This window comes from Amycolatopsis sp. cmx-4-61, from assembly GCF_046548775.1.
Taxonomy (GTDB): Bacteria; Actinomycetota; Actinomycetes; order Mycobacteriales; family Pseudonocardiaceae; genus Amycolatopsis.
On record NZ_JAEBEI010000001.1, the window covers coordinates 892,054 to 917,364 of the forward strand.

Genomic DNA, 25,311 nt, shown 5'->3' on the forward strand with positions numbered 1-25,311 from the left:
GGCGCCGCTCACGACCCCGTGCGCTGGGCCTTCTCCAGGTCCTCCCGGGCCTTCGCGACGAGGGCGAGCATCGCCTGTTCGGCCGCGGCGGGGTCGCCGGCGACGATGGCGTCGAAGACCTTCCGGTGGTTCGGCACGGGGTCTTCCGCTTCCGCGGAGCCGTGCACGACCTTGTCCCGCTCGGCCAGCCCGATCGCGATGATCCGTTCCACCCGGACCAGGAAGTTGTTGTGCGTGGCGGCCATCAGCCGCCGGTGGAACGCCAGATCGGCCTGGACGCTCGCCTCCGGGTCACTGCCGGCTGCGGCCATGTCGGCCAGCGCTTCCCGCAGCCCTTCCAGGTCTTCGTCCGTGGCGCGCCCGGCGGCGATGCGGGCGGCGGCGGGTTCGACGACCGACCGCACTTCGCTGAGCTCGTCAAGCAGCCCCGGGTCGTCGGCGGCCGCGGTCTGCCAGCGCATGACGTCGGCGTCGAGCATGTTCCACTTCTCGCGCGGCTGCACGAAGGTGCCCCGCTTCTGCCGGGCGTCGATCATCCCCTTGGCGGCCAGTACCTTCAGCGCCTCCCGCAACGCGGTCAGGCTGATGTCGAGCTCTTCGCGCAGGGCGGGCAGGTCGAGCACGGTGCCCTCGCCCCACTCGTCGGAGAGGATCCGGCTGGCCAGGGTCTCCACGGTCTGGCCGTGCAACCCGCGTGGCCGGTGTTCGCTCAATGGAGGCCCTCTCAGCCGGCCGGTCGTGACCGCTGCATCCTACGTAGTCAGGGCAGGGAAACCGGCAGGACGAACGTCGGTGAGCCCGTCGGGTGGTACCGCAGCTCGGCCTCGCCGGACGCGGTCAGCGTGAACGCCGTGATGGCGTCCTCCGACTGCGCGGCCACGTAACACGTGCCGTCCACCAGCGCGAAGTGCCGCGGGTTGGCGCCGCACGGCTGGTCCGCCACCGCGGCCGCGTCGTCCAGCGCGAACTCCGTCACGCAGTCCGGGCCGCGGTTCGACACGTAGAGGCGGGATTCGGCCAGTTCCAGGTGGGCCACCAGGTTCGGCTTCACCGGGGACAGGGTCGACGGCGTCGACGACACCACCTCGAACGCGCCCGGCGCCTGCTCGCGGACCGTCACGAGCGTCCCGGCCAGCTCGCCGACGACGTACGCCAGGTCCGTGCCCGGACGGCGCACCAGCTGACGCGGCCCGGTGCCCGGCGGCAGCGAAGACACCGCCAGTGGTTCCAGCGCACCCGACGACGTCAGGGTGTAGCTGCGGATCTCGTCGGTGCCCAGGTCGACCGCGCTCACGATCGAGCCGTCCGGCGACGGGACCGCCATGTGGACGTGCGCCGCCTCCTGCCGGTCGGCCACCGGGCCGCGGCCGCTGTGCTGGACCAAGGCCGTCCGGGTGACCACCTCGCCGGTGCCGGACAGGGCGAACACCGCCACGCTGCCGCCGGAGTAGTTGGCGCACAACAGGAACTTCCCGTCCGGGGTCACCGCCAGGTGGCACGGGTGTGCCCCGCCCGTCTCCGCCGTGCCCAGCACCGACAGCTCACCCGAGGGAGAGATGGCCAACGCCGTGACGCCGCCCTCCGCGGTCTCGTTGGCCGCGTACAGCACCGGCAACGACGGGTGGCGCGCGAGCCACGACGGCGACTCCAGCGGCAGCGAAGCCACTTCGCGCAGCGCGCCGGACGACGACCGCGAGAGCGTCGTGATCCCGGTGCCGTTCCCCGCGTCCCCCGTGTAGCACCCGACGAAGACCAGCTCAGCCATGCGCGCTCCTCAACAGCGTCCCGACCCGGGCGGCGATCTCCGCGGCGGTGCCGCGGGTCAGCGCCGAGCCGATCCCGCAGGCGACCGCACCCGCCGAGAGCCAGCCTGGCACGTCTTCGGGGCCGATGCCGCCGGTGGGTACCAGCGGGGCCTGCGGCAGCGCCGCCCGCACGTCGGAAATCCACGACGGGCCCAGCGCCGACGCCGGGAACACCTTCACCGCGTCGGCCCCTTCCTCCAGTGCCCGCACGATTTCGGTCACCGAGCCGGCGCCGGGCAGGGCGGCCGCGCCGTACCGGTGCGCGGTCCGGATCACCGCGGTGTCCACCGACGGTGACACCAGGAACCGCGCCCCCGCGCGGATCGCGAGCACCGCGGACGTCTCGTCGAGCACCGTGCCCGCGCCGATCGTCGCGTCCGGGTAGGCGGCGGCGAGCCCGGAGATCGCCTCCAGCGCGCCGGGGTTGGTCAGCGGCAGCTCGATCGAGCGCAGCCCGGCTTCGAGCGCCGCGCGGGCCGCCGCCACCGCGGACTCCGCGTCGCGGGTGCGCACGATTCCGACGACCCCTTGGCGCACTGTGTCCGCCATGATCTCCCACCGGTAACCCATGCCGGCAGATTACCTTGTGAAACCCTAAATTAGGATTTATTCTCGGATTTCGAGTAAGGAGCGGCGATGCCCACAGCGGTGGTGACCGGAGCGGCGTCCGGGATCGGGGCGGCGACCGCGCGGAAACTCCTGGACGACGGCTACCGCGTGCTCGGCGTGGACGTCGCCGAGCTGCCCGGCGGCGTCACGCCGATCCGCGGTTCGGTGGCCGACGAGACGACGTGGGCGGCCGTCGGCGAGGTGGACGCGCTGGTCAGCAACGCCTACGTGCCGAGCACCGGGCCGCTGCACGAGATCGGCCGGGCCGAGTGGCAGCGCCAGCTCGACGTCAACCTGACCGGCACCTACCTCGCCGTGAAGGCGTGCCTGCCGTCGCTGCGGGACCGGCGTGGCGCCATCGTGCTGGTGTCCTCGGTGCACGCGCACTTCGGCCTGCCGGGGCACCCCGCGTACGCCGCGAGCAAGGGCGCGCTCGTCGCCCTCGCCCGGCAGCTGGCCGTCGAATACGCCCCCGAGGTGCGGGTCAACTCCGTGCTGCCGGGGCCGGTGCTCACCGAGGCCTGGAGCCGCATCTCGCCCGAGGACCGCGAACGCAGCGCGCGGGCGACGCCGGCCGGCCGGCTCGGCCGCCCGGAGGAGGTCGCGGACGTGATCGCGTTCCTGCTCTCGCCGGCCGCGTCGTTCGTCACCGGGGCCGAGCTGACCGTCGACGGCGGCTGGTCCGCCGCCAAGGATTCCGCGTAGGAACTCCGCGTGGAAACTCCGTGCAGAAACGAGGACCCGGGTGAAGATCACCGCCGTCGAGACGTTCCTGGTCGCGCCGCGCTGGCTGTTCCTCAAGGTCAGCACGGACGAGGGCATCAGCGGCTGGGGCGAGCCCGTGGTCGAGGGCCGTGCGGGAACCGTCCGCGCGGCCGTGCACGAGCTGTCCGAGCTGCTGCTCGGCCAGGACCCGTTGCGCATCGAAGACCACTGGCAGGTGTTGCGGCGCGGCGGTTTCTACCGCGGCGGCCCGGTGCTCTCCAGTGCGCTCTCCGGGTTCGACCAGGCGCTGTGGGACATCGCGGGCAAGGTGCGCGACGCGCCGGTGCACGAACTGCTCGGCGGCCCGGTCCGCGACCGCGTCCGGGTCTACAGCTGGGTCGGCGGCGACCGGCCGTCCGGGATCCGCGAAGCCGTGGCGGCGCAGGTCGAAGCCGGCTTCACGGCGGTGAAGATGAACGTCGCCGGCCCCTTGACGGCGATCGCGTCGCCGGCCGAGGCCGACGCGGCGGTGGCCCGCGCGTGGGAAGCGCGGGAGGCGCTCGGCCCGCACCGCGACCTCGCCATCGACTTCCACGGCCGCGTCTCGCCCGCGATGGCGCGCCGGCTGGTGCGGCTGCTGGAGGACGTCCAGCCGATGTTCGTCGAGGAGCCGGTGCTGCCGGAAATCCAGGGCGACGCGCTGCGCTCGGTCGTCGAGGCGTCCTCGGTGCCGATCGCGCTCGGCGAGCGGCTCTACTCGCGCTGGGAGTTCAAGCCGGTGCTCGACGCCGGTGTCGCGGTGGTCCAGCCGGATCCCTCGCACGCCGGCGGCATCTCCGAGCTGCGGCGGATCGGGGCCCTGGCCGAGATGTACGGCGCTTCGCTGGCGCCGCACTGCCCGCTCGGGCCCATTTCGCTGGCGGCGTCGCTGCAGGTGGCGTTCGCGACGCCGAACTTCCTGATCCAGGAACAAAGTCTGGGCCTGCACTACCACGAGGGCCGCGAGCCCGGCTACCTCGCCGATCCGTCGGTCTTCGCCTTCCAGGACGGTTACGCGGCCCGCCCGCTGAAGCCCGGTCTGGGCATCGAAGTGGACGAAGCCGCGGTGCGCCGCGCGGACGAAACCGGGCACGCGTGGCGCTCACCGGTGTGGCGCCACGACGACGGGGGCTTCGCCGAGTGGTGAAACCCCGGCCCGTCACCGCGCTGACCAGCGCAGGTATCGTGAGGGCGTGACGGACAAGCCCCGCATTCCGAACGTGCTCGCCGCCCGCTACGCCTCGGCGGAGCTGGTCTCGCTCTGGTCCCCGGAGCAGAAGGTCGTCCTGGAACGGCAGCTCTGGCTGGCCGTCCTCAAGGCGCAGCGGGACCTCGGCGTCGAGGTGCCGGACGGCGTCGTCGAGGCCTACGAGCGGGTGCTGGGCCACGTCGACCTCGAGTCGATCGCCGCCCGCGAGCGCGTCACCCGCCACGACGTCAAAGCGCGGATCGAGGAGTTCAGCGACCTCGCCGGGCAGGAGCACATCCACAAGGGCATGACCTCGCGCGACCTCACCGAGAACGTCGAGCAGCTGCAGCTGCTCCGCTCGCTGGAGCTCGTGCGCACCCGCGTCGCCACCGTCCTGGCGCGGCTGGCCGCACTGGCCGTCGAGCACGCCGACACCGTGATGGCCGGCCGCTCGCACAACGTCGCCGCGCAGGCCACCACCCTCGGCAAGCGGTTCGCGACCGCGGCCGACGAGCTGCTGGTCGCCTTCGAGCGGCTCGACAACCTCATCGAGCGCTACCCGCTGCGCGGCATCAAGGGCCCGGTCGGCACCGCGCAGGACATGCTGGACCTGCTCGGTGACGAGTCCACTTTGGACCAGCTCGAGGACCGCGTCATGCAGCACCTCGGCTTCAACCGGCGGTTCGTCAGCGTCGGCCAGGTGTACCCGCGTTCCCTCGACTTCGACGTGCTGTCCACTGTGGTCCAGCTCGCCGCCGCGCCGTCCAGCCTGGCCAAGACGATCCGGCTGATGGCGGGCCACGAGCTCGTCACCGAAGGCTTCAAGCCCGGCCAGGTCGGCTCGTCCGCCATGCCGCACAAGATGAACACCCGCTCGTGCGAGCGGGTCAACGGCCTCGCCGTCGTGCTGCGCGGCTACCTGTCCATGATCGGCGAACTGGCCGGCGACCAGTGGAACGAGGGTGACGTCTCCGACTCGGTCGTCCGCCGCGTCGCGTTGCCGGACGCCTTCTTCGCGCTCGACGGCCTGCTGGAGACGTTCCTCACGGTGCTGACGGAGTTCGGCGCCTTCCCGGCGGTCATCGAGCGTGAGCTGGATCGCTATCTGCCCTTCCTCACCACGACGAAGGTGCTCATGGCTTCGGTCCGCGCCGGCGTCGGGCGCGAGACCGCCCACGAAGCCATCAAGGAGCACGCGGTCGCCGTCGCGCTCGAGATGCGCGAAGGCCGCGCCGAGAACGACCTGCTCGACCGGTTCGCCGCCGACGAGCGCATCCCGCTCGACCGCGGTGAACTGGACAAACTCCTCGCCGACCGGATCTCGTTCACCGGCACGGCGGGGCGGCAGGTCACGCAGGTGGCCGAGCGCGTCGCCCGCGTCCTCGAACGGTTCCCCGAGGCGGCGGGCTACGTCCCGCAGCCGATCCTGTGAGCTGACGCACGAGTCCACGGACTGGAACGAATCCACTCGAACGGGCGAAAACTCTAATCTCGATCGCACGAAACCGGAGCGTCAGGGCGTTTACCCAGTGACCTGACGTGCTTTCCTCGCGCCTTGGCGCGCCAACCTCTGGAAGAAGCGATGAGATCCACGCTGTCGAGAATCGCCGCGGTCGTCACCGCGGGCGCGCTGACCCTGACCCTGGCCGCCTGCGGTGGCTCGGGCAGCTCGGGTACCTCGGGCACTTCGGGTACTTCGGCCGCGGGGCAGACCCTCCGCGTCGGGACGCTGAGCGACGCCCCGCCGTCGATCTACCTGGAGAACGGCCGGTTCACCGGCTACGACAACGAACTGCTGCGCGACATCGCCAAGCGCGAGGGCTTCGAGGTCGAGTTCGTCGGCACCGAGTTCTCCAGCCTGCTCGCCGGTGTCGCGGGCGGCAAGTTCGACATCGGCAGCTCGACGATCTCCAGCACCGAGGCGCGCAAGAAGACCGTCGCCTTCTCCAACGGCTACAACACCGGCTTCACCACGGTCGTCACGGCGAAGGGCGCCAACCTCAAGGAGGTCGGCGCGCTGGGCGGGAAGCGCCTCGGCGTGGTCCAGGGTTCGGTGCAGGACGAGTTCGCGGGCAAGGTCGCCGGGGCCCAGGTCGTCCGCTTCCCCGACTACAACGCCGGCTTCGCGCAGCTGAAGAACGGCACGCTCGACGGCTGGGTCGTGCCGCAGGACATCGGGCAGAAGTACCTGGACCAGAACCCGGGTGTGCCGCTGGAGCTCGGCTACACCGTCGAGGACAAGGACACGCCGTCGGCGTTCGCGGTGGCGAGGAAGAACACCGACCTGCTGAACAAGCTCAACGACGGGCTCGCGAAGGCGGTCGCGGACGGCACGGTCGCCCGCATCTACGCGCAGTTCTACAAGAACACCCCGCTGTCGAAAGAACTCCGGCAGGGCGGTCCCGGCCTGCCCGTGAAGAACCTGGGGGCGTGACATGAAGAAGCTGATCGTCACCGTGCTGGCCGCCGTCCTCACGCTCACCGCCTGCGGCGGCGGCTCGGACAGCGCTTCCTCGACGCTGCACGTGGGCACGCTGAGCGACGCGCCGCCGAACATCTACCTCAAGGACGGCAACTACACCGGCTTCGACAACGAGCTGCTCAAGGCCATCGCGGCCAAGCAGAACCTGAAGCTGGAGTTCGCCGCCACCGACTTCTCGGCGCTGCTCGGGCAGGTCGCGTCCGGCCGCTACGACATCGCCAGCTCGGCGATCGCGCAGACCGACGAGCGCAAGAAGACGGTCGACTTCTCCGCGGCCTACGACTTCGAGACGATGAGCATCCAGGCCAAGCAGGGCACGCCGGTCACCGACGAGAAGGGGCTGGCCGGCAAGCGCGTCGCCGTCATCCAGGCGACCGTCGGCGACCACTGGCTGACGAGCACGGTCCCGACCGCCCAGGCCGTGCGGTTCCCCGACTACGCCGCCGCGCTGACCGCGTTGAAGAGCGGCGCGGTCGACGCGTACATCCTGGACCAGTCCATCGCCGAGAAGAACGTCACCGACAACCCGGACGCCAAGCTGGTCGTCGTGAAGAGCTTCGTCACGGACGTACCGCACGGTTTCGCCGTGAAGAAGGGCAACGCCGAGCTCCTCGGCAAGATCAACGACGGGCTCAAGCAGGTGATCTCCGACGGCACCTGGCTTAAGCTGCACCAGCAGTTCCTGCCGACCGCTCCGGTGCCGGCCGGGTTCCAGGGTTAGGAGAAGCATGAGGAAGACACTGGTCACGGCCCTGACCGTGACCCTGCTGGCTGCGCTCACGGCGTGTGGCGGCGGCTCGGACAGCGGCGACGGGAAGACCCTGCGGGTCGGCACGCTCAGCGACTCGAAGCCGAACGCCTACCAGGAGAACGGCAACTACACCGGCTTCGACAACGAGCTGCTGAAGGCCATCGCGGCCAAGGAAGGCCTGAAGCTCGAATTCGCCGCGACGGAGTTCTCGGCGCTGCTCGGCCAGGTCGCGAACGGCACCTTCGACATCGGCAGCTCGGCCATCTCGCAGACCGACGCCCGCAAGAAGACGGTCGACTTCTCGGCGCCGTACAACTACCAGGCCCTCGGCATCGAGGCCAAGGAGACCGCCGGCATCACCGACGAGAACTCCCTGTCCGGTAAGCGGATCGGCGTCGTCCAGGGCACGGTCTCGGACACGTGGCTCGGCTCGAACGCGCCGGCCGCGCAGGCCGTCCGGTTCCCCAACGACGCCGCCGCGCTCAACGCCCTCAAGACCGGCGCGATCGACGGCGCGGTCTTCGACCAGGCGACCGCCGAGGACTACGCGAAGAACAACGCGGACGCGAAGCTCAAGGTGACCAAGGCGATCACCACGACCATCCCGCACGGGTTCGCCTTCAAGAAGGGCAACACGGACCTGATCGACAAGATCAACGACGGCCTGAAGAAGGTCATCGCGGACGGCACCTGGGTGAAGGTGCACGACCAGTTCGAGCCCACCGCGCCGGTGCCCGCCGAGTTCAAGCCGGGGCAGTAGTCCACTGTGAACGATTTCATCAACACGTTCCTCGACTGGGACTACATTTCCCAGGTCCTGCCGGACCTGCTGAAGACCGGGCTGCTGAACACGCTGATCCTGTCGGTGTCCTCGGCGCTGATCGGCACGGTCATCGGCATGCTGCTGGCCGTGATGGGCCTGTCCACCAAGTGGTGGCTGCGCTGGCCGGCGCGGGTGTACACCGACATCTTCCGCGGGTTGCCGGCGATCCTGACGATCCTGCTGATCGGCCAGGGTCTCGGCACGCTCGCGCGGGACGTCGTCGGCACGAACCCGTACCCGATGGGCATCCTGGCGCTGTCGCTGATCGCCGCCGCCTACATCGGCGAGATCTTCCGGTCCGGCATCCAGAGCGTCGACAAGGGCCAGCTGGAGGCCAGCCGGGCCCTCGGGATGAGCTACACCAAGTCGATGCTGCTGGTGATCATCCCGCAGGGCGTCCGGCGGGTGCTGCCCGCGCTGGTGAACCAGTTCATCGCGCTGGTCAAGGACTCCAGCCTCGTCTACGTGCTCGGGCTGCTGTCCGGCCAGCGCGAGCTGTTCCGGATCGGCCAGGACCTCGCGGCGAACACCGGCAACCTGTCGCCGCTGGTCGCCGCGGGCGTGTTCTTCCTGGTGATCACCGTGCCGCTGACGCACCTGGTCAACTACATCGACAAGAAGCTCCGGACCGGCCGCAAGGTGCGCGCGGGCGAGCCGGGCGACGGAGACGAGCTGGACCTGGTCGCCAGCGGGAAGGTCAGCTCGTGACGACGGCGGTGCGTTCGTCCAGTGTGGAGCTGCGGGACATCCACGTCAGCTTCGGCACGCTGGAAGTCCTGCGCGGAGTGGACCTCCGCGTGGAGAGCGGCAAGACGACGTGCGTCATCGGCCCGTCCGGCTCCGGCAAGTCGACGCTGCTGCGCTGCGTGAACCGCCTGCAGGAGCCCGACTCCGGCGACCTCCTGCTCGACGGCGAGTCGGTGATCAAGTCGGACCCGGACAAGCTGCGCCAGCGCGTCGGCATGGTGTTCCAGCACTTCAACCTCTTCGGCCACCGGAGCGTGCTGGACAACATCGTGCTCCCCCTGCGCAGCGTGAAGAAGCTGAGCAAGGAGGAAGCGGCCGCGATCGCCCGGGCGCGTCTGGCCGAAGTCGGTTTGGCGGACAAGGCCCCGTACCGCCCCAGCGCCCTGTCCGGCGGCCAGCAGCAGCGGGTGGCCATCGCCCGCGCGCTGGCCATGGACCCCGAGGTGATGCTCTTCGACGAGGCGACGAGCGCCCTGGACCCGGAACTGGTCAAGGGCGTGCTGAACCTGATGGCCGGCCTGGCTTCGCGGGGGCTGACCCTGATCGTGGTGACGCACGAGATGGGGTTCGCCCGCAGCGTCGCGGACGAGGTGGCCTTCATGGACGCGGGCCGCATCGTGGAACAGGGCGCCCCGGCGGAGATCTTCGACGAGCCGCAGAGTCCCCGGCTGCAGCGGTTCCTCTCGCAGGTCCTCTGAAAACGTCGCGCTTCATCGCCGTGCCCGCGGGTAGCCTGCGGGCATGGCGAAGATCGCGCGGTTGACGTACTACCCGGTCAAAGGGTGTGCCGGCACCGACGTCCCGTCGGCCGAAATCACCCCGGCCGGGCTGGCGTACGACCGCGTCTTCCAGGTCGTCGCGCCCGACGGCGACTTCCGAAGCCAGCGCCGTCATCCCGTCCTGGCGTCGGTCCGCCCGCGGGTGCTCGGTGAGCGGCTTGCGCTGTCCGCGCCGGGCCGGGGCGAGCTCGTCCTCGACATCCGGCGGGACGGCCCGCGGCACCCCGGTTCGACGTTCTCCTGGCACGGCGAAGGCATCCACCAGGGCACCGAGGCCGCCGAGTGGTTCTCGGACCTGCTCGGCCTCCCGTCCGTCCTCATCGGCGTCGCTCCGGACCACGAGCGCGTGACCGGTGGCGAGACCCCCGGCACGGCCGCTTTCGCCGACGGGCACGCGCTGCTCGTCGCCTCCGAGTCCTCTTTGGACGGACTGAACGACCGCATCCTCGAACGCGGCGGCGAACCCGTGCCGATGGATCGCTTCCGCCCCAACGTCGTCATCTCCGGCTGGCTCGAACCGCACCGGGAAGACGAAGTCCGCGCGATGCGCGCGGGCACGGCGGAGTTCGGCTACGCCAAGCAGTGCGTGCGCTGCACCGTCCCGATGGTCGACCAGGAGACCGGCGAGAAAGCCGGCCCGGAGCCGATCCGCACGCTCGCCACCTACCGCCGTCACGCGGAAGGCGGGGTCACGTTCGGCATGAAGGCCGCCGTGCTGCGGCCGGGTCAGGTCGCCGTCGGTGACGAGGTGATCGTGCACTCCTGGGCCGGCCCGAGCCCGAGCACGGCCGCCGCCGAACCGCCGTTCACCGCCACCGCGAGCCGGCCCGCCGAGTCGGTGTAGAGCACCGAAGCGCCGGCGGGGACGTCGGCGAACGTCCGGCCGAGCACCGTCGTCACCGCCACCCGCTCGCTGTGCACGGTGACCGCGCCGGACAGGCCGGACAGCTCGAGGTCCGCCGGGGTCGCGGCCAGCTGGACGTTGCCGAAGTGGTCGACCGTCAGCACCTCCGACACGAGCTTGCCGGGAAACGCGGCCACGAACGGCTCGGGCATCGCCACCAGGTCGTCGACCGGGTCGCCGAAGTCCGCCGGCGCCACCCCGAGCGCCAGGTGGGCGGCCGCCGGCGCGAAGACGTCCCGGCCGTGGAACGTGGCCGACGTCGCCGGCAGCCGCAGCGACGGCTCCGCCAGCTCGTACGCCGCCCGGACCCCGCCCAGGGCGTGCGCGGCCGGCAGCAGGAGGCCGTTGTCCGGCCCGACCAGCAGCCCGTCCTCCGCCACGACCACCACGCCGAGCCGGTCGGTGCCGACCCCGGGGTCGACCACGGCGACGTGCACCGATGTGGGCAGGTAGGGGACGGTCTGGGCCAGTGCCATCGCCCCGTGCCGGATGTCCTGGGGTGGCACTTCGTGCGTCACGTCGAGCACCCGCACCGCGGGCGCGAGCCGCGCGATCACGCCGTGGCAGGCCGCCACGAAGCCGTCGCGCAGGCCGTAGTCGGTGGTCACCGAGATCCAGTCGTACGCCATGCGAGCATCATCCATGGTGGCGGAGGGTGCCCGTTAGGGTTCAGCGCGTGACACCCCTCCCCGCCCCCGAGCGGCTCGCCACGGGCAAGGTCCGCGACCTCTACGCCGTGGGCGACGACCACCTCCTGGTCGTCGCCTCCGACCGCATCTCCGCCTTCGAGCGCGTCTTCCCCACCTCGGTGCCCGGCAAGGGCCGCGTGCTCACCGCGATGAGCGTGTTCTGGTTCCGCGAGCTCGCCGACGTCCTGCCGAACCACCTCGTGGCCTGGGACGGCCCGCTCGTCCCCGAGGCGGTCCGCGGGCGCGCGCTGCTGGTCGAGCGGCTCGAGATGCTGCCGGTGGAGGCGGTCGTCCGCGGCTACCTCACCGGGCGCGGGTACGCGGACTACCGCAGGTCGGGGGCGGTGTGCGGGCTGGCCCTGCCGCCCGGCCTCGCCGAGTCGGTGCGGCTGCCCGAGCCGATCTTCACCCCGTCCACCAAGGCGCGCCCGGGGGAGAAGGACGAGAACATCGACTTCGACACGTTCGTCTCCGTGCTCGGGCGCGCGCTCGCCGAGGAGGTCAGGGAGGCTTCGCTCGAGCTGTACCGCCGCGGTGCCGCGCGCGCCGCGGAGCAGGGCCTGCTGCTGGCCGACACGAAGTTCGAATTCGGCATCGGCGCCGACGGCGGCCTCGTGCTCGCCGACGAGCTGCTGACGCCGGATTCGGCGCGCTACTGGCTCGCCGACGGCCACCAGCCCGGCGTCGGGCGGCCGTCGTTCGACAAGCAGCACGTGCGGGACTGGCTGGTCGACCCGGCGTCCGGCTGGGACTGCGTGTCCCCGCTGCCGCCGTTGCCGCCCGAAGTGGTGACGGCGACACGCGACCGGTACGTCGAGGCGTACCAGCGCATCACCGGGCTTTCGCTGGCAGACTGGCCTCGTGATCCTGCTGATCTGCGGCAGCCTGCGAGCCGGCTCGGGCAATGCGGCGGTGCTGGGGACCGTCGCGACCCTCACCGCGAGCAAGACGTACACCGGCCTTGCCGATCTGCCGCACTTCAACCCCGATGACGACCGCGAACCCCTGCACCCGGAGGTCGCCGGGCTGCGGGCCGCGCTGAAGGAGGCCGACGCGGTCCTGATCTGCACGCCGGAGTACGCGGGCGGGCTGCCGGGCTCGTTCAAGAACCTGCTCGACTGGACGGTCGGCGGCGGCGAGATGTACGGCAAGCCGGTGGCCTGGATCAACGCGTCCTCGGTCGCGGCCCCGACCGGCGGCCGGGACGCGCACGACTCGCTGCGCAAGGTCCTGACGTACGCGGGCGCGAAGATCGTCGAGGAGGCGTGCGCGCGGATCCCGGTCTCGCGGGCGGACGTCGACGGCGGTCAGGTCGCCGACCCGGACCTGCGTGGCCGGATCGCGATGGCCGTGCAGCTGCTGCGCGAGGGCGCCTGACCCTTCCGGCAACGGTCGCCCGCCCGTTCTGCGCAGTTCACGGGAGTTTCAGCCGCGTGCGTCCCAATGGGGGTGTGGAAGCTCGCTTGCTGGTTTCGCTGTCGGGAATCACCCCGCGCACGCTGCACCGGTGCGCCGACCTCGCGGCCGAGCTCGACCGCCGCAAAGTGCCGCTCTCGGTGCTGTACGCCGCCCGCACCGGCGAAGGCCCGGTGACGGAGTGGGTGCGCACCCGCGCCCGTGGCGGTGATTCCGTGCTGCTGCACGGCTACGACCACACCGTCACGCCGACGCACCGCACGGTGTACCTGGGCAAGCGCGCGGAGTTCGCGACCTTGCCGGCGCACGAGGCCCGCCTGCGGCTGATCGCGGCGAAGGCGGCGTTGGAGAACGCGGGCCTGGCCGTCGACGGCTTCGCGCCGCCGCGCTGGATCGCGTCCCAGGGCACCCTGCAGGCACTGGCCGAGCACGGTTTCCGGTTGTGCGCGGACCTCGGCGCGGTCCGGGACCTCGTCACCGGCGAAGTGCGCCGCGCCCGCGTCCAGGAGTTCACGAGCCAGTCGCACCGCACGGAGACGGTGCGCTGCTTCGCCCTGGTGCTGGCGGCGGCGCGCGCGGCCCGCCGGGGCGGGCTGGTCCGGCTGGGGGTGGCCGCCGCGGACCTGACCCGCCCCGGCCTCCGCCAGGCCCTGCTGGACGCGGTGGACGTGGCCCTGGAGAACCGGGCGTTCGGCGCGACCTACGGTTCGCTGCGCGCCGTGGCGGCCTAGAACTTCGCGGGTTCGCCCCGGTCGAGCACCTTGACCTCGGTGCCTTCGGGCGCGAGGTTCCCGAACAGGCCGTAGTGCATGGCGGGGTTGGCGAGCACCGCTTCGTGGATGGGCACGGCGACCCGCGGAGCCACGGCCCGCAGGTAGTCGACGGCTTCCCCGGCCTTGAGCCACGGCGCCCCGGTGGGCAGGCCGAGGACGTCGATCCGCTGTTCGGGCACGAAGAACGAGTCGCCGGGGTGGAAGAAGGCGCCGTCGTCGAAGACGTACCCGATGTTCGGGATGACCGGGATGTCAGCGTGGATGACGGCGTGCTGCCCGCCGACGGCCTTGATCGAGGTCTCGCCGACGGCGAAGGCGTCTCCGACGTCGGCGACTTCGAACTCGAGGCCGAGCTTCTCGGCTTCGGGAGCCGATCCGGGGTCGACGATCAGCTTGGCCCCGGGGTTGGCCTCGAGCACCTTGGGCAGCCGTTCGACGTCGAGGTGGTCGAAGTGCTGGTGCGTGACCAGCACGGCGGACAGCTCCCGCTCGCCCTCGAAGCCGGTGGAGAAGACGCCGGGGTCGATCAGGATCCGCTCGGAACCGGTCTCCAGCAACAGGCAGGCGTGTCCGAAATGGACGATACGCATCGATGGTTCTCCTTCACGGGTGGACGATCCCAGCCTAGTCCCGCGGCGCGGGCCGGCGCCGGTGCTGCTCACCCGTCACAGTCTCCCCGCCAGCACCGCATCACCCAGTTCGGTGCGCCGGTACAGCACCCGGTGCCCGCGCCGTTCCGAAGCCAGCAGCCCCGCTCCGCGCAACGCCGTGAGGTGGGCCGAAACCGTCGCTGCCGCCAGGCCGTGGCGGCGGGCCAGCTCGGTCGTCGCCGCCGGGCGGTCGAGCGTGGTCAGCAACAACGCGCGGGTCCGGCCGAGCACCTCCGCCAGCGGCTCCGGCGGCGAAGGTGCCGAAGTCCACAGCGAAGCGACGCCCCGGGCGGGGTACAGCAGCGACACCTGCCACGGCGGCACCGTCACCACGCCGACGTTCGGCCACGCGAACACCGCCGGGAGCAACAGCAGCCCGCGGGAGTCGATCGCCAGCCGCTCGCGGGCCCGGACGTCGACGAGCACCGACGTCCCCGAAAGGCGGACGCGCGGGTGGAGTTCCGCCAGCATCGCGGCGAGGCCACCCGAACCCAGTCGCCGCGTCCGGTGCGCGATGTCCGCCGCGAGCAGCTCGCGCAGGCGCGGCCACTGCGGCGCCAACAGCGCGCGCCACACCGTCTCCAGCTGGCCGGCGAGCAGGTCACGGGCGGCCGCCGGGTCGGACGGCAGGCCGGACAGGTCCGCGTCGACCATGCCCAGCTCCAGCGCGACTTGTGCAGGCGGCGTCGCGCGAACCACCGCGAGCTGTGCTTCGGCGGTCGTCTCGGGCCCGTCGGGCGGCGGGCTCAGGAACTCGGTGATGTAGTGCCGGGCGCTCAGCACCGCGGTCAGCTCGGGCACGTCGGGAAGGCCGGAGAGCCAGGGCGGGGGCGCCGGGTGCCGCCGGATGCCGAGCACCGTCTGGACCGCGCCCAGGACCTCCTCCAGCGGCGAGATCGCGAAGCGGACGCGTTGGCTCCCGGCCGCGGTCAGGGCCAGCTCGATCACGGCTGATTCGCTCTCACCCGAATCAGTGTGCCGCACGAGACCGCCGCGAGAGCGTGCCGGCATGTCGTTGTTCACCCATCGCGCGTACTGGCGCTGGTCGGCGGGCGTCCAGTTCGCCCGGCTGCCGTCGACCATGGCGCCGCTCGCGTTCACCCTGCTGACCACGGCCACGACCGGGTCGTACCGGCTGGGCGGGGTGCTGATGTCGGTCTTCGTCGCCGCCGAGATGGCCGGTGCGGTGCCGGTCGGGCGGCTGCTCGACCGCATCGGACCGGCCCGCGGCCTGCCCGCACTGCTGGTCCTGACCGCAGCCGGGTATGTCGTCTTGACCGCGGTCGCCGCGGCGGGCGCGTCGGCCTCGCTGCTGCTCACGGTCGCGGTGCTGCCCGGCATCACGGGCGGGGCGTTGTCGGGCGGGTTCCGGACGCTCCTCGCCGACACGATCGACGACGAACTGCTTCCCCGGGCGGTCTCCGTCGACGCGATGCTCCTCGACGGCGTGCTCGTCGGCGGTCCGGCGCTGGTTGCGCTGCTCGGCTTGGCCGGTGGGCTCGTGCCGTTGGGGGCGATGGCCGCCGCGTGCGTGGCCTCCGCGCTGCTCGTCCCGCGTCGCACGAGTTCGCTCGATCAGGGGGAAACCGGGCGCGATGATCCGCCCGTGCGGCTGATCGACTGCCTGCCGTGGCTTTGCTGCACCTTCACCATCGGCTTGCTGACGTCCGCGATCGAGGTCGCGCCGTTGCCGCTGGTCCAGCGCCTGGGCGCGCCCGCGGCGGCCGCGCCGGTGGTGATCGCCGTGCTGACCGGGGCGAGCATCGCGGGCAGCGCGCTCTACGCGTGGCGGGGGAAGACCGGCGACCCACGGCTGTTCCTCGGCGGGTTCGTCGTCGGCGGCCTGGTGCTCGCCGCGGACCTCGGCTGGCCGGGGCTGGTCGCGTCGGTGGCCCTGATCGGTGCGTGCGGGGGGCCGCTGGTCGCGGCGACCTCGGTGAACCTGCAGCGCGTGCTGCCGAAGAACCGCAGGTCGGCGGGGTTCTCCTTGAGCTTCACGGTCCAGGCGGCCGGCTTCGGGCTCGGGTCACTCGCGGTCGGCGTGCTGCCGCTGTGGGTCACCCCGTTGTTCGGTGTCTTTGCCGCGGCGATCGCCGGTGGAATGCTGGTGCGGAAGCCCGCACGAGCTATTGGCGCCGCGTCAGTAACGTCGTAACCTGGGCTGACCCTCGACCTACGGGAGACGCCGATGACTGCCGTCCAGCCGAAGCCGACGACGGTCGGCGAGACCTTCGACTCGCTCAGCCCGGCGACCGACGAGGTGGTCGGGACGTACCCGATCCACACGGCCGAGGAAGTCGAAGCGGCCGTCGAGCGGGCGCGCGTCGCGGCGGAGTGGTGGGCGGGACTCGGCTTCGCCGGGCGCGCCGAGCGGCTCCGCGGCTGGAAGGGCGTGCTGACGCGGCGGCTGCCGCAGCTGTGCCAGGTGGTCCGCGACGAGACCGGCAAGCCGATCGCCGACGCGCAGCTGGAGAGCATCCTGGCCATCGAGCACATCGCGTGGGCCGGCAAGCACGCTCGCAAGGTCCTCGGCAAGCAGAAGCGGTCGGCCGGGCTGCTGATGTCGAACCAGGCGGCGACGGTGGAGTACCAGCCGCTGGGCGTGGTCGGCGTGATCGGCCCGTGGAACTACCCGGTGTTCACCCCGCTGGGCTCGATCGCGTACGCGCTCGCGGCGGGCAACGCCGTGGTGTTCAAGCCGAGCGAGTACACGCCGGGCGTCGGGAAGTGGCTGGTCGACGCGTTCGCCGAGATCGTGCCGGAGCAGCCGGTGCTGCAGCTGGTCACGGGCTTCGGCGAGACGGGCGCGGCGCTGGTGCGGGCTGGTGTCGACAAGATCGCCTTCACCGGCTCGACGGCGACGGGCAAGCGCATCATGGCCGCGGCCGCCGAGACGCTGACCCCGGTGGTCATCGAGGCGGGCGGCAAGGACCCGGTGCTGGTCGACGCGGACGCCGACCTCGACGCGGCCGCCGACGCCACGGTGTGGGGCGCGTTCTCCAACTCCGGCCAGACCTGCATCGGCGTCGAGCGCGTGTACGTCCACGAGAAGGTCCACGACGCGTTCGTGGCGAAGGTGGTCGAGAAGTCGAAGGACGTCCGCGCGGGCTCGGACGAGGCGGCTCAGTACGGCCCGGTGACGATGCCGTCCCAGCTGGGCGTGATCAAGCGCCACATCCAGGACGCGCTGGCCCGCGGCGGCAAGGCGGTCCTGGGCGGCGAAGCGGCGGTCGGCGACCGCTACGCGCAGCCGACGGTGCTGGTCGACGTCCCGGAGGATTCCGAGGCGGTGACGGAGGAGACGTTCGGCCCCACGGTGACGATCGCCAAGGTCCGCGACATGGACGAAGCGGTCGAGCACGCGAACAACACGAAGTACGGCCTGGGTTCGACGGTGTTTTCCAAGGCCCGAGGCATGGAGCTGGCCGAGAAGCTGCGCACGGGCATGACGTCGATCAACGCCCCGCTGTCCTTCGCCGGAATCGCCTCACTCCCGTTCGGCGGCGTGGGCGACTCGGGTTTCGGCCGCATCCACGGCCCGGAGGGCCTGCGCGAATTCGCCCGCACGAAGGCGATCGCCCGCCAGCGCTTCACGGCCCCGTTGACGTTGACGTCGTTCAACCGCAAGGACTCGACGGACGCACTGGTGGCAAAGCTGGTGACGATCCTCCACGGCAAGCGCTGAGCGGCTCCGGGGTTGTGGACAGGTCGAGTCCACAACCCCGGAACGCCCCGGAACTGTCGGTGGGCGCCGGTAAACTGGATACCGGGGGGCCGAGGGCCGCCCTTCCCACCGCCGCAGCCGCAGCCGCGGCTAAGCCGACCGCCCCCGGATCAGATCCGCCGCCTTCTCCGCCACCATGACCGTCGGCGCGTTCGTGTTCCCCCGCGGCACCACCGGCATCACGGACGCGTCCACCACCCGCAGCCCCTCCACCCCCCGCACCCGCAGCTGCGGATCGACCACCGACCCGATCGCGCACGTCCCCACCGGGTGGTACAGCGTCTGCGTGTTCTCCCGGACGTGCTCGGCCAGCTCGGAATCGCTCAGGTCGTGCCGCGCCGGCAGGAACGGCTTGTCCAGGAACCGCCGCAACGGCCCCGCCTGCCCGATCTCGATCAGCGCCCGCAGGCCCGCGATCATCGTCTCCATGTCCCGCGGGTCCGCGTAGTAGGCCGGGTCGATTTCCGGCTTCCACAACGGGTTCGCGGACTTCAGCCGCAGCCGTCCACGGCTCGCGACGTCCACCACCGTCGCCGCCGACGTGAACCCCGGTGTGGTCCATTCGCGCATCGCGTTGTCGTAGAACAACGTCGGCACCACGTGGATCTGCATGTCCGGCGCCGGCAGGCCGTCCGTAGTCGGGTAGAAGGCGCCCGCTTCGCCCACATTGGACGTCAGCGGCCCCCGCTTGGTCAGCTGGTAGCGCAGCAGGCCGCGCGGGGTGGCGGATTCGACCAGGTCGGTCGTGTCCCGCGTCGTCCAGATGATCCCGCACGCCGGGTGGTCGTGCAGGTTCTCGCCGACGCCGGGCAGCGCGGCGACGACGTCGATCCCGTGCTCGCGCAGGTGCTCGGCCGGCCCGACCCCGGAAACCATCAGCAGCTGCGGCGAATTGACCGCGCCGCCGCTCAGCAGCACCTCCGTCGACGCGTGCGCCGTGCGCTCGACCCCACCCTCCAAATAGGACACACCTACCGCGCGCGTGCCCTCGAAGACGACCCGGGTGGCCGGCGTGCACGTCTTCACCGTCAGGTTCGGCCGCGAGAGCGCGGGGCGCAGGTAGGCGTCCGCCGTGGACCAGCGGCGGCCCTTCTTGCACGTCACCTGGTAGACGCCGGCGCCTTCCTGGCTCTCGCCGTTGAAGTCGTCGGTGCGCTTCAGCCCCCACGCGACGGCGGAATCGACCCAGGCGGTCGACAGCTCGTGGGTGAACCGGCGGTCCTCGACGTGCAGCGGACCGTCGGTGCCGTGCAGGGGGCCGCCGAGGCGCTGGTTTCCCTCGGCGCGCTTGAAGTACGGCAGGACGTCGTCCCAGCCCCAGCCTTCGGCGCCGTGGGAATCGCGCCAGCCGTCGTAGTCGGCGCGGTTGCCGCGGATGTAGATCATCGCGTTGATCGACGAGCAGCCGCCGAGCATCTTGCCGCGCGGCCAGTAGGACGTCTTGCCCGTGTGCTTCTGCTCGACGGTCTCGTAGTTCCAGTCCCACTTGGTCTTGAACAGCGACGCGAAGGCGGCCGGGATGTGAATCTCGTCCGCGGTGTCCTCCGCGCCCGCTTCGAGGAGCAGGACCTGGGCGGACGGGTCTTCGGTGAGGCGGTTGGCGAGGACGCACCCCGCGCTGCCGGCACCGACGATGACGTAGTCGTAAGACTCCTGGGCGGCCACGGTGCCTCCTGTTGGCGAGATGTCAACGACTCATCATGGCGCAGCGTCGCGCCCTCGGCCAGTCTAGGTTTCCCGGTGGGCCCCGCCAGGGGTTCGAGAGGGTGAACTATGCTCGGAGGGTACCCACGACCTGCGTGAATAAGGAGCAGCCTGCCGTGGCCCGAGTCGTCGTCGACGTCATGCCGAAGCCCGAAATCCTCGACCCGCAGGGACAGGCCGCGCTCGGCGCCGCCGGCCGCCTGGGGTTCACCGGGATCACCGAGATCCGCCAGGGCAAGCACTTCGAGATCGAGGTCGACGACACGGTCGACGACGCCACGCTGGAGAAGATCGCCGAAGGCTTCCTCGCCAACCCGGTCATCGAGCAGTGGACGATCAAGCGGGTGGACGCGTGAGCGCGCGCATCGGGGTCATCACCTTCCCGGGCACGCTCGACGACGGCGACGCCGCCCGTGCGGTCCGCTACGCCGGCGGCGAGGCCGTGCCGCTGTGGCACGCGGACGAGGACCTGCGCCAGGTCGACGCCGTCGTCGTCCCGGGCGGCTTCTCCTACGGCGACTACCTGCGCGCGGGCGTGATCGCCCGGTTCGCGCCGGTCATGACGCCGGTGATCGAGGCGGCGCGCGCGGGCATGCCGGTGCTCGGCATCTGCAACGGGTTCCAGATCCTGTGCGAGGCCGGCCTGCTGCCCGGCGCGATGATCCGCAACCAGGGCCTGCACTTCATCTGCCGCGACCAGTGGCTGCGGGTGGAGAACACCAACACGGCGTGGACCACCCGCTACGAAACCGGCGCGGAAATCCTCATCCCGATGAAGAACATCGACGGCTGCTACGTCGCCGAGCAGTCCACTTTGGACGAGCTCGAGGGCGAAGGCCGCGTGGTGTTCCGGTACGTCGGCGGGAACCCGAACGGCTCGCGCAACGACATCGCCGGCATCCGCAGCGAGAACGGCCGGGTCGTGGGCCTGATGCCGCATCCGGAGCACGCGATCGACGCGTTGACCGGCCCTTCGGACGACGGCTTGGGCATGTTCTTCAGCGCGGTCGACGCGCTCGTCAAGGCGTGAGGGCGGGCCGCGCCCCCCGGTGACCATGCTACCGGCGGGCACCGACAGTTCCGGGGCTGCGGACGCGAGTTGTCCACAGCCCCGGACCACGTCAGCTCTTGCTCTGGTCGTTCGACAGCCACTTCTCGGGCCGGACCCGGACCAGCACCGACCGTTCACCGAGCGCTGAGTCGACGTACGCCGCGGCCTGGTCGTCCGGCCAGTACCGCTTCGCGATCCGCAACGCCTGCTCGCGCGTCGGCGGCTCGTCGTTCGCCACCACCGGGCCCTCGACTGTCACGTACTTGTACGGCGGGTTCTCGTCCTGCGCGACCAGGCTCAGCCGCCCGGCCGCGCGGATCGACCGGTCCTTGACCGTGTCGCGCTCCATCCAGATCAGCAGCTCACCGCCCGGTTCGTAGTCGTACCAGACCGGCACCGCCAGCGGCGCCCGCCCGGCCCGCTCCACGGCGAGCACGCCCACGTGCACCCCGCTCAGGAACGCTTCCCGCTCGGCCACGCTCATCACGAACGACGACATGTCACTCCCCAGTCAGATGGTCATCCTCCGGGGAGCAACACGTCGACGGCTCCGGACATTCCGGACCAACCAGCTGTCGGCCGGGCGATCAGCGGCAGCTCGGGTCCACCAGCAGCACCACGCGGTCCGCGCCGCGATCGAACCCGCTCCTCGACAGTCGGGCGGAAGATCGCCGGTACGCCCGGGGCGGGCCGGCTCCGCATCCGTCCTCCCCGAGCCGGGGTCAGGTCGCCGCCGCCACCAGGCGGGCGTACGAGCCGCCCGCCGACAGCAGTTCCTCGTGCGGGCCCAGCTCCGTGATCCTTCCGCCCTCGACCACCGCGACGCGGTCGGCCGCCGCCGCCGTGTGGAGGCGGTGGGCGATCGCGATCACCGTGCGGCCCTCGAGCACGCTGTTCAGCGAGCGCTCCAGGTCCCGCGCCGAGCCCGTGTCCAGCAGCGACGTCGCTTCGTCGAGCACCAGCGTGTGCGGGTCCGCCAGCACCACGCGGGCCAGCGCCAGCTGCTGCGCGATCGCCGCCGGCACCGGGTGCTCGCCCGGTCCGAGCTTCGTGTCCAGCCCGGACGGCAGGGTCGCGACCCAGTCCGACGCGCCCGCCGACGCGCACGCCGCCGTCAGCTCCTCGTCCGTCCAGTCGCCGCCCGCGCGGCGGGCCGGCAGGGCCAGGTTCTGCCGCAGGGTCCCGGAGAACACGTGGTGCTCCTGGGTCAGCAGCAGCACCTCGCCGCGCAGCACGTCGTCGGCCAGCGCCGAGACGTCCTGGCCGCCGATGCGCACCGAGCCCGCCGACGGCGCCGCGATGCCGGCCAGCAGCCGGCCGAGCGTCGACTTGCCCGCGCCCGACGGCCCGACGATCGCCAGCCGCTCGCCGCGCGGGACCCGCAGGTCGATGCCGTGCAGCACCTCGCGGTCGGCGGTGTAGCCGAACCGGACGCCGTGGACGTCGATGTCACGCCCGCGCGGCACCTCGGCCACGCGCGCAGAGTTGTCGGCTACCGACCGGATGCCGAGGATCCGGCGCGCCGCGGCCGCCGCGACCTGCAGGTCCTCCAGCCAGAACAGGGCTTCGTTCAGCGGCGCCGCCATCCCCTGCACGTACAGCAGCATCGTGGTGATCTCACCGAGCCCGGCCCACCCCTGCGCGTACGCGAGCAGGCCCAGCAGCAGCATCACCGCCAGCGGCAGCACGTAGCTGATCTCCAGCGACGGCAGCCAGCGCAGCTGCAGCGCCCGCATCCGGCGTTCGCCGTGGATGCTCCGGTCCAGCGCGTCGTACGCGGCGCCGATCCGCCGCTCGGTCAGCCCGAGCGCCTCGGTCGTGCGCGCGCCCTCCGCGGTCTCGTGGACGCTGGTGGTCAGGTCGGCCCAGCGGTCGAGCATCCACTGCATGACCGGCGGGATCCGCCGCTGGTACCAGACGGTCACCGGCACCAGCAGCGGCAGCGCGACCAGCAGGCCCAGCGACAGCAGGGGCGACGTCACCACCATCGCGACGACGGTGAACACCACGGTCACCGCCGCGACCAGGATCTCCGGTGCCGCGAACCGCGCGGCGTGGTCGATCCGGCCGAGGTCGGTGGTGGCCCGGCTGAGCAGGTCGCCGGTGCCCGCCGCCTCGACCGTGCCGAGCGGCAGCTGCAGCGCCGTTCCGACGAACTCCTCGCGTGTCTCGGCCAGCACGAGCTCGCCGAACACCGCGCCGCGCATCCGCGCGATCTTCCGCGCCAGCGCCTGCAGCAGCAGGATGCCGACGAACGCCACCGCGAGCAGGTCGACGTGCCCGGTCGTGGTGCCGGCCGCGACGTCGTCGACGAGCGAGCCGAGCAGCTGCGGCCCGGCCAGGCCGATCAGCGTGGCCACGGCCAGCGAGCCCAGCAGCAGGCCGAACTCGCGCCTGTGGACCCGCGCCGTCCGCAGGGTCCAGCGGCGCACGTCCCGCCGGTCCGCCGTGGGGAGCCGCTTCATACCGTCACCGCCTTCGCCGTGAAGACTTCATCCGCCACATGTGTCCACAGAGGACTTTGGCTGAACACCACCGTCGTCCGGCCGCGCCGCAGCGCGGCGACGCGTTCGGTGATGCGGGCCTCCGTGTGCGCGTCCACCGCCGACGTCGGCTCGTCGAGCACCAGGACGTCGGCGTCGGTCGCCAGCGCGCGGGCCAGGTTCAGCCGCTGCCGCTGGCCGCCGGACACCTCGCGGCCGCGCTCGCCGATCACCTCGTCGACGCCGTCGGGCAGCGCCTCGACGATGTCGTCGGCGTCGGCCGCGTAGAGCGCTTCGGTGATGCTGACGCCGCCCGGCCGCGCCGGCGCGAGCTGCTCGCGCAGCACGCCCGAGAACCAGATGTCCTGGTTGTGCGCGTAGACGATCCGCCGCCGCAGCTCCGCGAGCGCCACTTGGTCCGCCCGGACCCCGCCGACCAGCACCGCTTCGCCCTCGGCCGGATCGGCGAACCGCGCCAGCCGGTCGGCCACCGCTTCGCCGCCGGCGCCGAAGTCCACGACCGTAAGCCGGCCGGGCGCGACGCGCACGCCGGACTCGGTGTCCACCAGCTCCAGCGGTCCGCCGGGCAGCGGCACCGGCGTCTCCGGGTCCGCCAGCTTCGGGCGGATCGCCAGCAGCGCCACGACCTTCCGCGAGGCGACCAGGCCCGACGTGATCGACCCGACGGCCTCCGTCGCGGCGTTGACCGGCCAGATGAGGAACGCCGAAACGCCGTAAAAGGCCACCAGCTGCCCGACGTCGATCGAGCCGGCCACGGCCAGCCGCGCGCCGAGCCAGGTGATCACCACGGTGACCAGGCCCGGCAGCGCGATCTCCGCCGCGGCCAGCCACGCCTCGGCCTTGCCGACCTCGACGCCGGCCCGCCGCACCCGCTGGCTCGTTTCGCGGAACCGGGCGAAGAACCGCCGCTCGCCGCCGATGCCGCGCAGGATCCGCAGGCCGGACACGATGTCGGCGCCGAGCGCGTTGACGTCGCCACGCTTCTCGCGCTGCTTCGCCTTGCGCTTCTGCAGGGGGGCCAGCAGCGGCCCGATGCCGAGCACCGCGACCGGCACGCCGACCAGCGCGACCACGCCGAGCAGCGGTGACGTCGAGATCAGCCACGCCGCCACCACGACGAACGCGAGCAGCGAGCCGACCGCGCGGCCGGTCATCTCAACGGTGTTGCCGATGTGGTTGATGTCCGTCGTGGCGATCGCGACGAGGTTGCCGGTGGTGGTCCGTTGACGCAGCCCGGCGCCGACGCGCGTGGTGTGCGCCGACACGATCCGCTGGGTCGAGCCGGCGCCGTGCAGCCACAGGCCGTAGTTGAGGAAGTGCAGCCAGGTCCCGAAGAGGGTTTGCACGAGCCCCAGAGCGGCCGCGACCAGCGCCCACCGCACGACGGCGGCGCCGTCGTGCGCGCCGATGGCACCGATGCCCTGGCCGACGACCAGCGGCAACAGCGCACCGGGCAGCGCCCAGACGACACCGATCGCGGCCGCCCCGAGCACCGTGCCGAGCCGGGCCCGGAACACGGCGAGCAGGAAGCGGCCCGCGGTCGGCCGCGCGGGCAGCCGCAGCGGCGGAAAGGGATAGGTGGCGGAAAGCACGATTTCCGACGGTAAGCCGCCAACCAGCCGAAGGCGACCGATTTTCCGGCCCACGCACCCCGCTGCCGGCGGCCGCCGCCCTCGGGGGACCCCCGGTTTCAACGTTACTCGCGACCACCGACAATTCCCGCCCCTCGCCCAAGCCACACCCCGAGTTGTCCACAACGCGCGCCCACTCCCCGAGTTGTCCCCAGCCACCCAAGCGCCCCAAGGCGGCCTTGGTTGCGTCAGACGCACCGAAGGCCGCCTTGGGTGCGTCTGACGCACCGAAGGCCACATTGGGGCGCTTGCGGCCGTCCGATGTCGCGCCGGTCACACCCGCGCGGGCTCGTCCGTCTTCGGCGGCCCACCGTCCGGCCCACCACCGGGCGGCAC

26 protein-coding genes are annotated in these 25,311 nt (G+C 71.8%); 16 read left to right on the forward strand and 10 right to left on the reverse strand.

Annotated features, from left to right (window positions below):
* Positions 1 to 8: 8 nt before the first annotated feature.
* The 3 genes from ACLJOU_RS04365 to ACLJOU_RS04375 are packed head-to-tail and all read right to left on the reverse strand — an operon-like array spanning position 9 to position 2,375.
* Positions 9 to 713 (reverse strand): FadR/GntR family transcriptional regulator, encoded by a 705-nt coding sequence (locus tag ACLJOU_RS04365; RefSeq protein WP_410563320.1) that lies wholly within the window; start codon positions 711 to 713, stop codon positions 9 to 11.
* Between the two features lie 47 nt (positions 714 to 760).
* Positions 761 to 1,765 carry a lactonase family protein gene (locus ACLJOU_RS04370; RefSeq protein WP_410563322.1) on the reverse strand — a complete coding sequence of 335 codons (1,005 nt, stop codon included), beginning with the start codon at positions 1,763 to 1,765 and terminating at the stop codon, positions 761 to 763.
* Positions 1,758 to 2,375 (reverse strand): bifunctional 4-hydroxy-2-oxoglutarate aldolase/2-dehydro-3-deoxy-phosphogluconate aldolase, encoded by a 618-nt coding sequence (locus ACLJOU_RS04375; protein ID WP_410563323.1) that lies wholly within the window; start codon positions 2,373 to 2,375, stop codon positions 1,758 to 1,760. The genes ACLJOU_RS04370 and ACLJOU_RS04375 overlap by 8 nt, the downstream gene beginning before the upstream one ends.
* 66 nt (positions 2,376 to 2,441) lie before the next feature.
* Between ACLJOU_RS04375 and ACLJOU_RS04380 the strand changes: the two genes are divergently transcribed.
* The 9 genes from ACLJOU_RS04380 to ACLJOU_RS04420 all read left to right on the forward strand — a co-directional run bounded on the left by ACLJOU_RS04380 (position 2,442) and on the right by ACLJOU_RS04420 (position 10,773).
* Positions 2,442 to 3,119 (forward strand): SDR family NAD(P)-dependent oxidoreductase, encoded by a 678-nt coding sequence (locus tag ACLJOU_RS04380; protein WP_410563325.1) that lies wholly within the window; start codon positions 2,442 to 2,444, stop codon positions 3,117 to 3,119.
* Positions 3,120 to 3,159: 40 nt separating this feature from the next.
* A complete protein-coding gene (gene dgoD / locus ACLJOU_RS04385; protein WP_410563328.1) occupies positions 3,160 to 4,305 on the forward strand; it encodes a galactonate dehydratase in 1,146 nt (381 codons plus the stop codon).
* 46 nt (positions 4,306 to 4,351) lie between these two features.
* Positions 4,352 to 5,779, forward strand: coding sequence for an adenylosuccinate lyase (gene purB, locus ACLJOU_RS04390; protein WP_410563330.1), 1,428 nt, complete (start codon positions 4,352 to 4,354; stop codon positions 5,777 to 5,779).
* A 150-nt stretch (positions 5,780 to 5,929) separates the two neighbouring features.
* Positions 5,930 to 6,781 carry a transporter substrate-binding domain-containing protein gene (locus tag ACLJOU_RS04395; protein ID WP_410563332.1) on the forward strand — a complete coding sequence of 284 codons (852 nt, stop codon included), beginning with the start codon at positions 5,930 to 5,932 and terminating at the stop codon, positions 6,779 to 6,781.
* Position 6,782: 1 nt separating this feature from the next.
* Entirely contained in the window at positions 6,783 to 7,550 is a 768-nt protein-coding gene (locus tag ACLJOU_RS04400; RefSeq protein ID WP_410563335.1) for an ABC transporter substrate-binding protein, read from the forward strand.
* A 7-nt stretch (positions 7,551 to 7,557) separates the two neighbouring features.
* Positions 7,558 to 8,340, forward strand: a complete 783-nt coding sequence (locus ACLJOU_RS04405; protein ID WP_410563337.1) for an ABC transporter substrate-binding protein — start codon at positions 7,558 to 7,560, stop codon at positions 8,338 to 8,340.
* A 6-nt stretch (positions 8,341 to 8,346) separates the two neighbouring features.
* The gene (locus ACLJOU_RS04410) at positions 8,347 to 9,111 is read left to right on the forward strand and encodes an amino acid ABC transporter permease (protein ID WP_410563339.1); all 765 of its coding nucleotides are present in this window, start codon (positions 8,347 to 8,349) and stop codon (positions 9,109 to 9,111) included.
* Complete coding sequence (locus tag ACLJOU_RS04415; RefSeq protein ID WP_410563340.1) at positions 9,108 to 9,848, forward strand: amino acid ABC transporter ATP-binding protein; 741 nt, start codon at positions 9,108 to 9,110, stop codon at positions 9,846 to 9,848. Before ACLJOU_RS04410 ends, ACLJOU_RS04415 begins: the two co-directional genes overlap by 4 nt.
* A gap of 43 nt (positions 9,849 to 9,891) precedes the next feature.
* Entirely contained in the window at positions 9,892 to 10,773 is an 882-nt protein-coding gene (locus ACLJOU_RS04420; protein WP_410563342.1) for an MOSC domain-containing protein, read from the forward strand.
* Here the strand turns inward: ACLJOU_RS04420 and ACLJOU_RS04425 are convergent.
* Entirely contained in the window at positions 10,656 to 11,462 is an 807-nt protein-coding gene (locus ACLJOU_RS04425; protein WP_410564721.1) for an S-adenosyl-l-methionine hydroxide adenosyltransferase family protein, read from the reverse strand. The genes ACLJOU_RS04420 and ACLJOU_RS04425 overlap by 118 nt on opposite strands.
* Before the next feature lie 47 nt (positions 11,463 to 11,509).
* Between ACLJOU_RS04425 and ACLJOU_RS04430 the strand changes: the two genes are divergently transcribed.
* The 3 genes from ACLJOU_RS04430 (at position 11,510) to ACLJOU_RS04440 (ending at position 13,669) form a co-directional block, all read left to right on the forward strand.
* Complete coding sequence (locus ACLJOU_RS04430; protein WP_410563345.1) at positions 11,510 to 12,514, forward strand: phosphoribosylaminoimidazolesuccinocarboxamide synthase; 1,005 nt, start codon at positions 11,510 to 11,512, stop codon at positions 12,512 to 12,514.
* On the forward strand, positions 12,435 to 12,899 hold the full coding sequence (locus tag ACLJOU_RS04435) for an NADPH-dependent FMN reductase (RefSeq protein ID WP_410563347.1): 465 nt from the start codon (positions 12,435 to 12,437) through the stop codon (positions 12,897 to 12,899). The genes ACLJOU_RS04430 and ACLJOU_RS04435 overlap by 80 nt, the downstream gene beginning before the upstream one ends.
* 74 nt (positions 12,900 to 12,973) lie before the next feature.
* A complete protein-coding gene (locus ACLJOU_RS04440; RefSeq protein WP_410563349.1) occupies positions 12,974 to 13,669 on the forward strand; it encodes a DUF2334 domain-containing protein in 696 nt (231 codons plus the stop codon).
* Here the strand turns inward: ACLJOU_RS04440 and ACLJOU_RS04445 are convergent.
* Complete coding sequence (locus ACLJOU_RS04445) at positions 13,666 to 14,301, reverse strand: MBL fold metallo-hydrolase (RefSeq protein ID WP_410563351.1); 636 nt, start codon at positions 14,299 to 14,301, stop codon at positions 13,666 to 13,668. The two genes, ACLJOU_RS04440 and ACLJOU_RS04445, sit on opposite strands and share 4 nt — an antisense overlap.
* Positions 14,302 to 14,376: 75 nt before the next feature.
* Positions 14,377 to 15,309, reverse strand: a complete 933-nt coding sequence (locus tag ACLJOU_RS04450) for a DUF5937 family protein (RefSeq protein ID WP_410563353.1) — start codon at positions 15,307 to 15,309, stop codon at positions 14,377 to 14,379.
* Positions 15,310 to 15,370: 61 nt separating this feature from the next.
* Between ACLJOU_RS04450 and ACLJOU_RS04455 the strand changes: the two genes are divergently transcribed.
* Together ACLJOU_RS04455 and ACLJOU_RS04460 are read left to right on the forward strand one after the other, a co-directional pair.
* Positions 15,371 to 16,516, forward strand: coding sequence for an MFS transporter (locus ACLJOU_RS04455; protein WP_410563356.1), 1,146 nt, complete (start codon positions 15,371 to 15,373; stop codon positions 16,514 to 16,516).
* Positions 16,517 to 16,549: 33 nt separating this feature from the next.
* Positions 16,550 to 18,046: an aldehyde dehydrogenase family protein gene (locus ACLJOU_RS04460; RefSeq protein WP_410563358.1), complete on the forward strand. Its 1,497-nt coding sequence runs from the start codon at positions 16,550 to 16,552 to the stop codon at positions 18,044 to 18,046.
* 129 nt (positions 18,047 to 18,175) lie between these two features.
* Here ACLJOU_RS04460 and ACLJOU_RS04465 read toward each other — a convergent pair whose 3' ends face one another.
* On the reverse strand, positions 18,176 to 19,750 hold the full coding sequence (locus ACLJOU_RS04465) for a GMC family oxidoreductase (RefSeq protein WP_410563361.1): 1,575 nt from the start codon (positions 19,748 to 19,750) through the stop codon (positions 18,176 to 18,178).
* Between the two features lie 155 nt (positions 19,751 to 19,905).
* On the opposite strand from ACLJOU_RS04465, the gene purS reads away from it, so the two are divergent.
* Positions 19,906 to 20,145: a phosphoribosylformylglycinamidine synthase subunit PurS gene (gene purS / locus ACLJOU_RS04470; RefSeq protein WP_003056885.1), complete on the forward strand. Its 240-nt coding sequence runs from the start codon at positions 19,906 to 19,908 to the stop codon at positions 20,143 to 20,145.
* A complete protein-coding gene (purQ, locus tag ACLJOU_RS04475) occupies positions 20,142 to 20,819 on the forward strand; it encodes a phosphoribosylformylglycinamidine synthase subunit PurQ (protein WP_410563364.1) in 678 nt (225 codons plus the stop codon). The genes purS and purQ overlap by 4 nt, the downstream gene beginning before the upstream one ends.
* A 91-nt stretch (positions 20,820 to 20,910) precedes the next feature.
* Here purQ and ACLJOU_RS04480 read toward each other — a convergent pair whose 3' ends face one another.
* The 3 genes from ACLJOU_RS04480 to ACLJOU_RS04490 form a co-directional block, all read right to left on the reverse strand.
* The gene (locus ACLJOU_RS04480; protein ID WP_410563366.1) at positions 20,911 to 21,339 is read right to left on the reverse strand and encodes a pyridoxamine 5'-phosphate oxidase family protein; all 429 of its coding nucleotides are present in this window, start codon (positions 21,337 to 21,339) and stop codon (positions 20,911 to 20,913) included.
* Positions 21,340 to 21,562: 223 nt separating this feature from the next.
* A complete protein-coding gene (locus ACLJOU_RS04485) occupies positions 21,563 to 23,305 on the reverse strand; it encodes an ABC transporter ATP-binding protein (RefSeq protein WP_410563369.1) in 1,743 nt (580 codons plus the stop codon).
* Entirely contained in the window at positions 23,302 to 24,936 is a 1,635-nt protein-coding gene (locus ACLJOU_RS04490) for an ABC transporter ATP-binding protein (protein ID WP_410563372.1), read from the reverse strand. The genes ACLJOU_RS04485 and ACLJOU_RS04490 overlap by 4 nt, the downstream gene beginning before the upstream one ends.
* Positions 24,937 to 25,311: the final 375 nt, after the last annotated feature.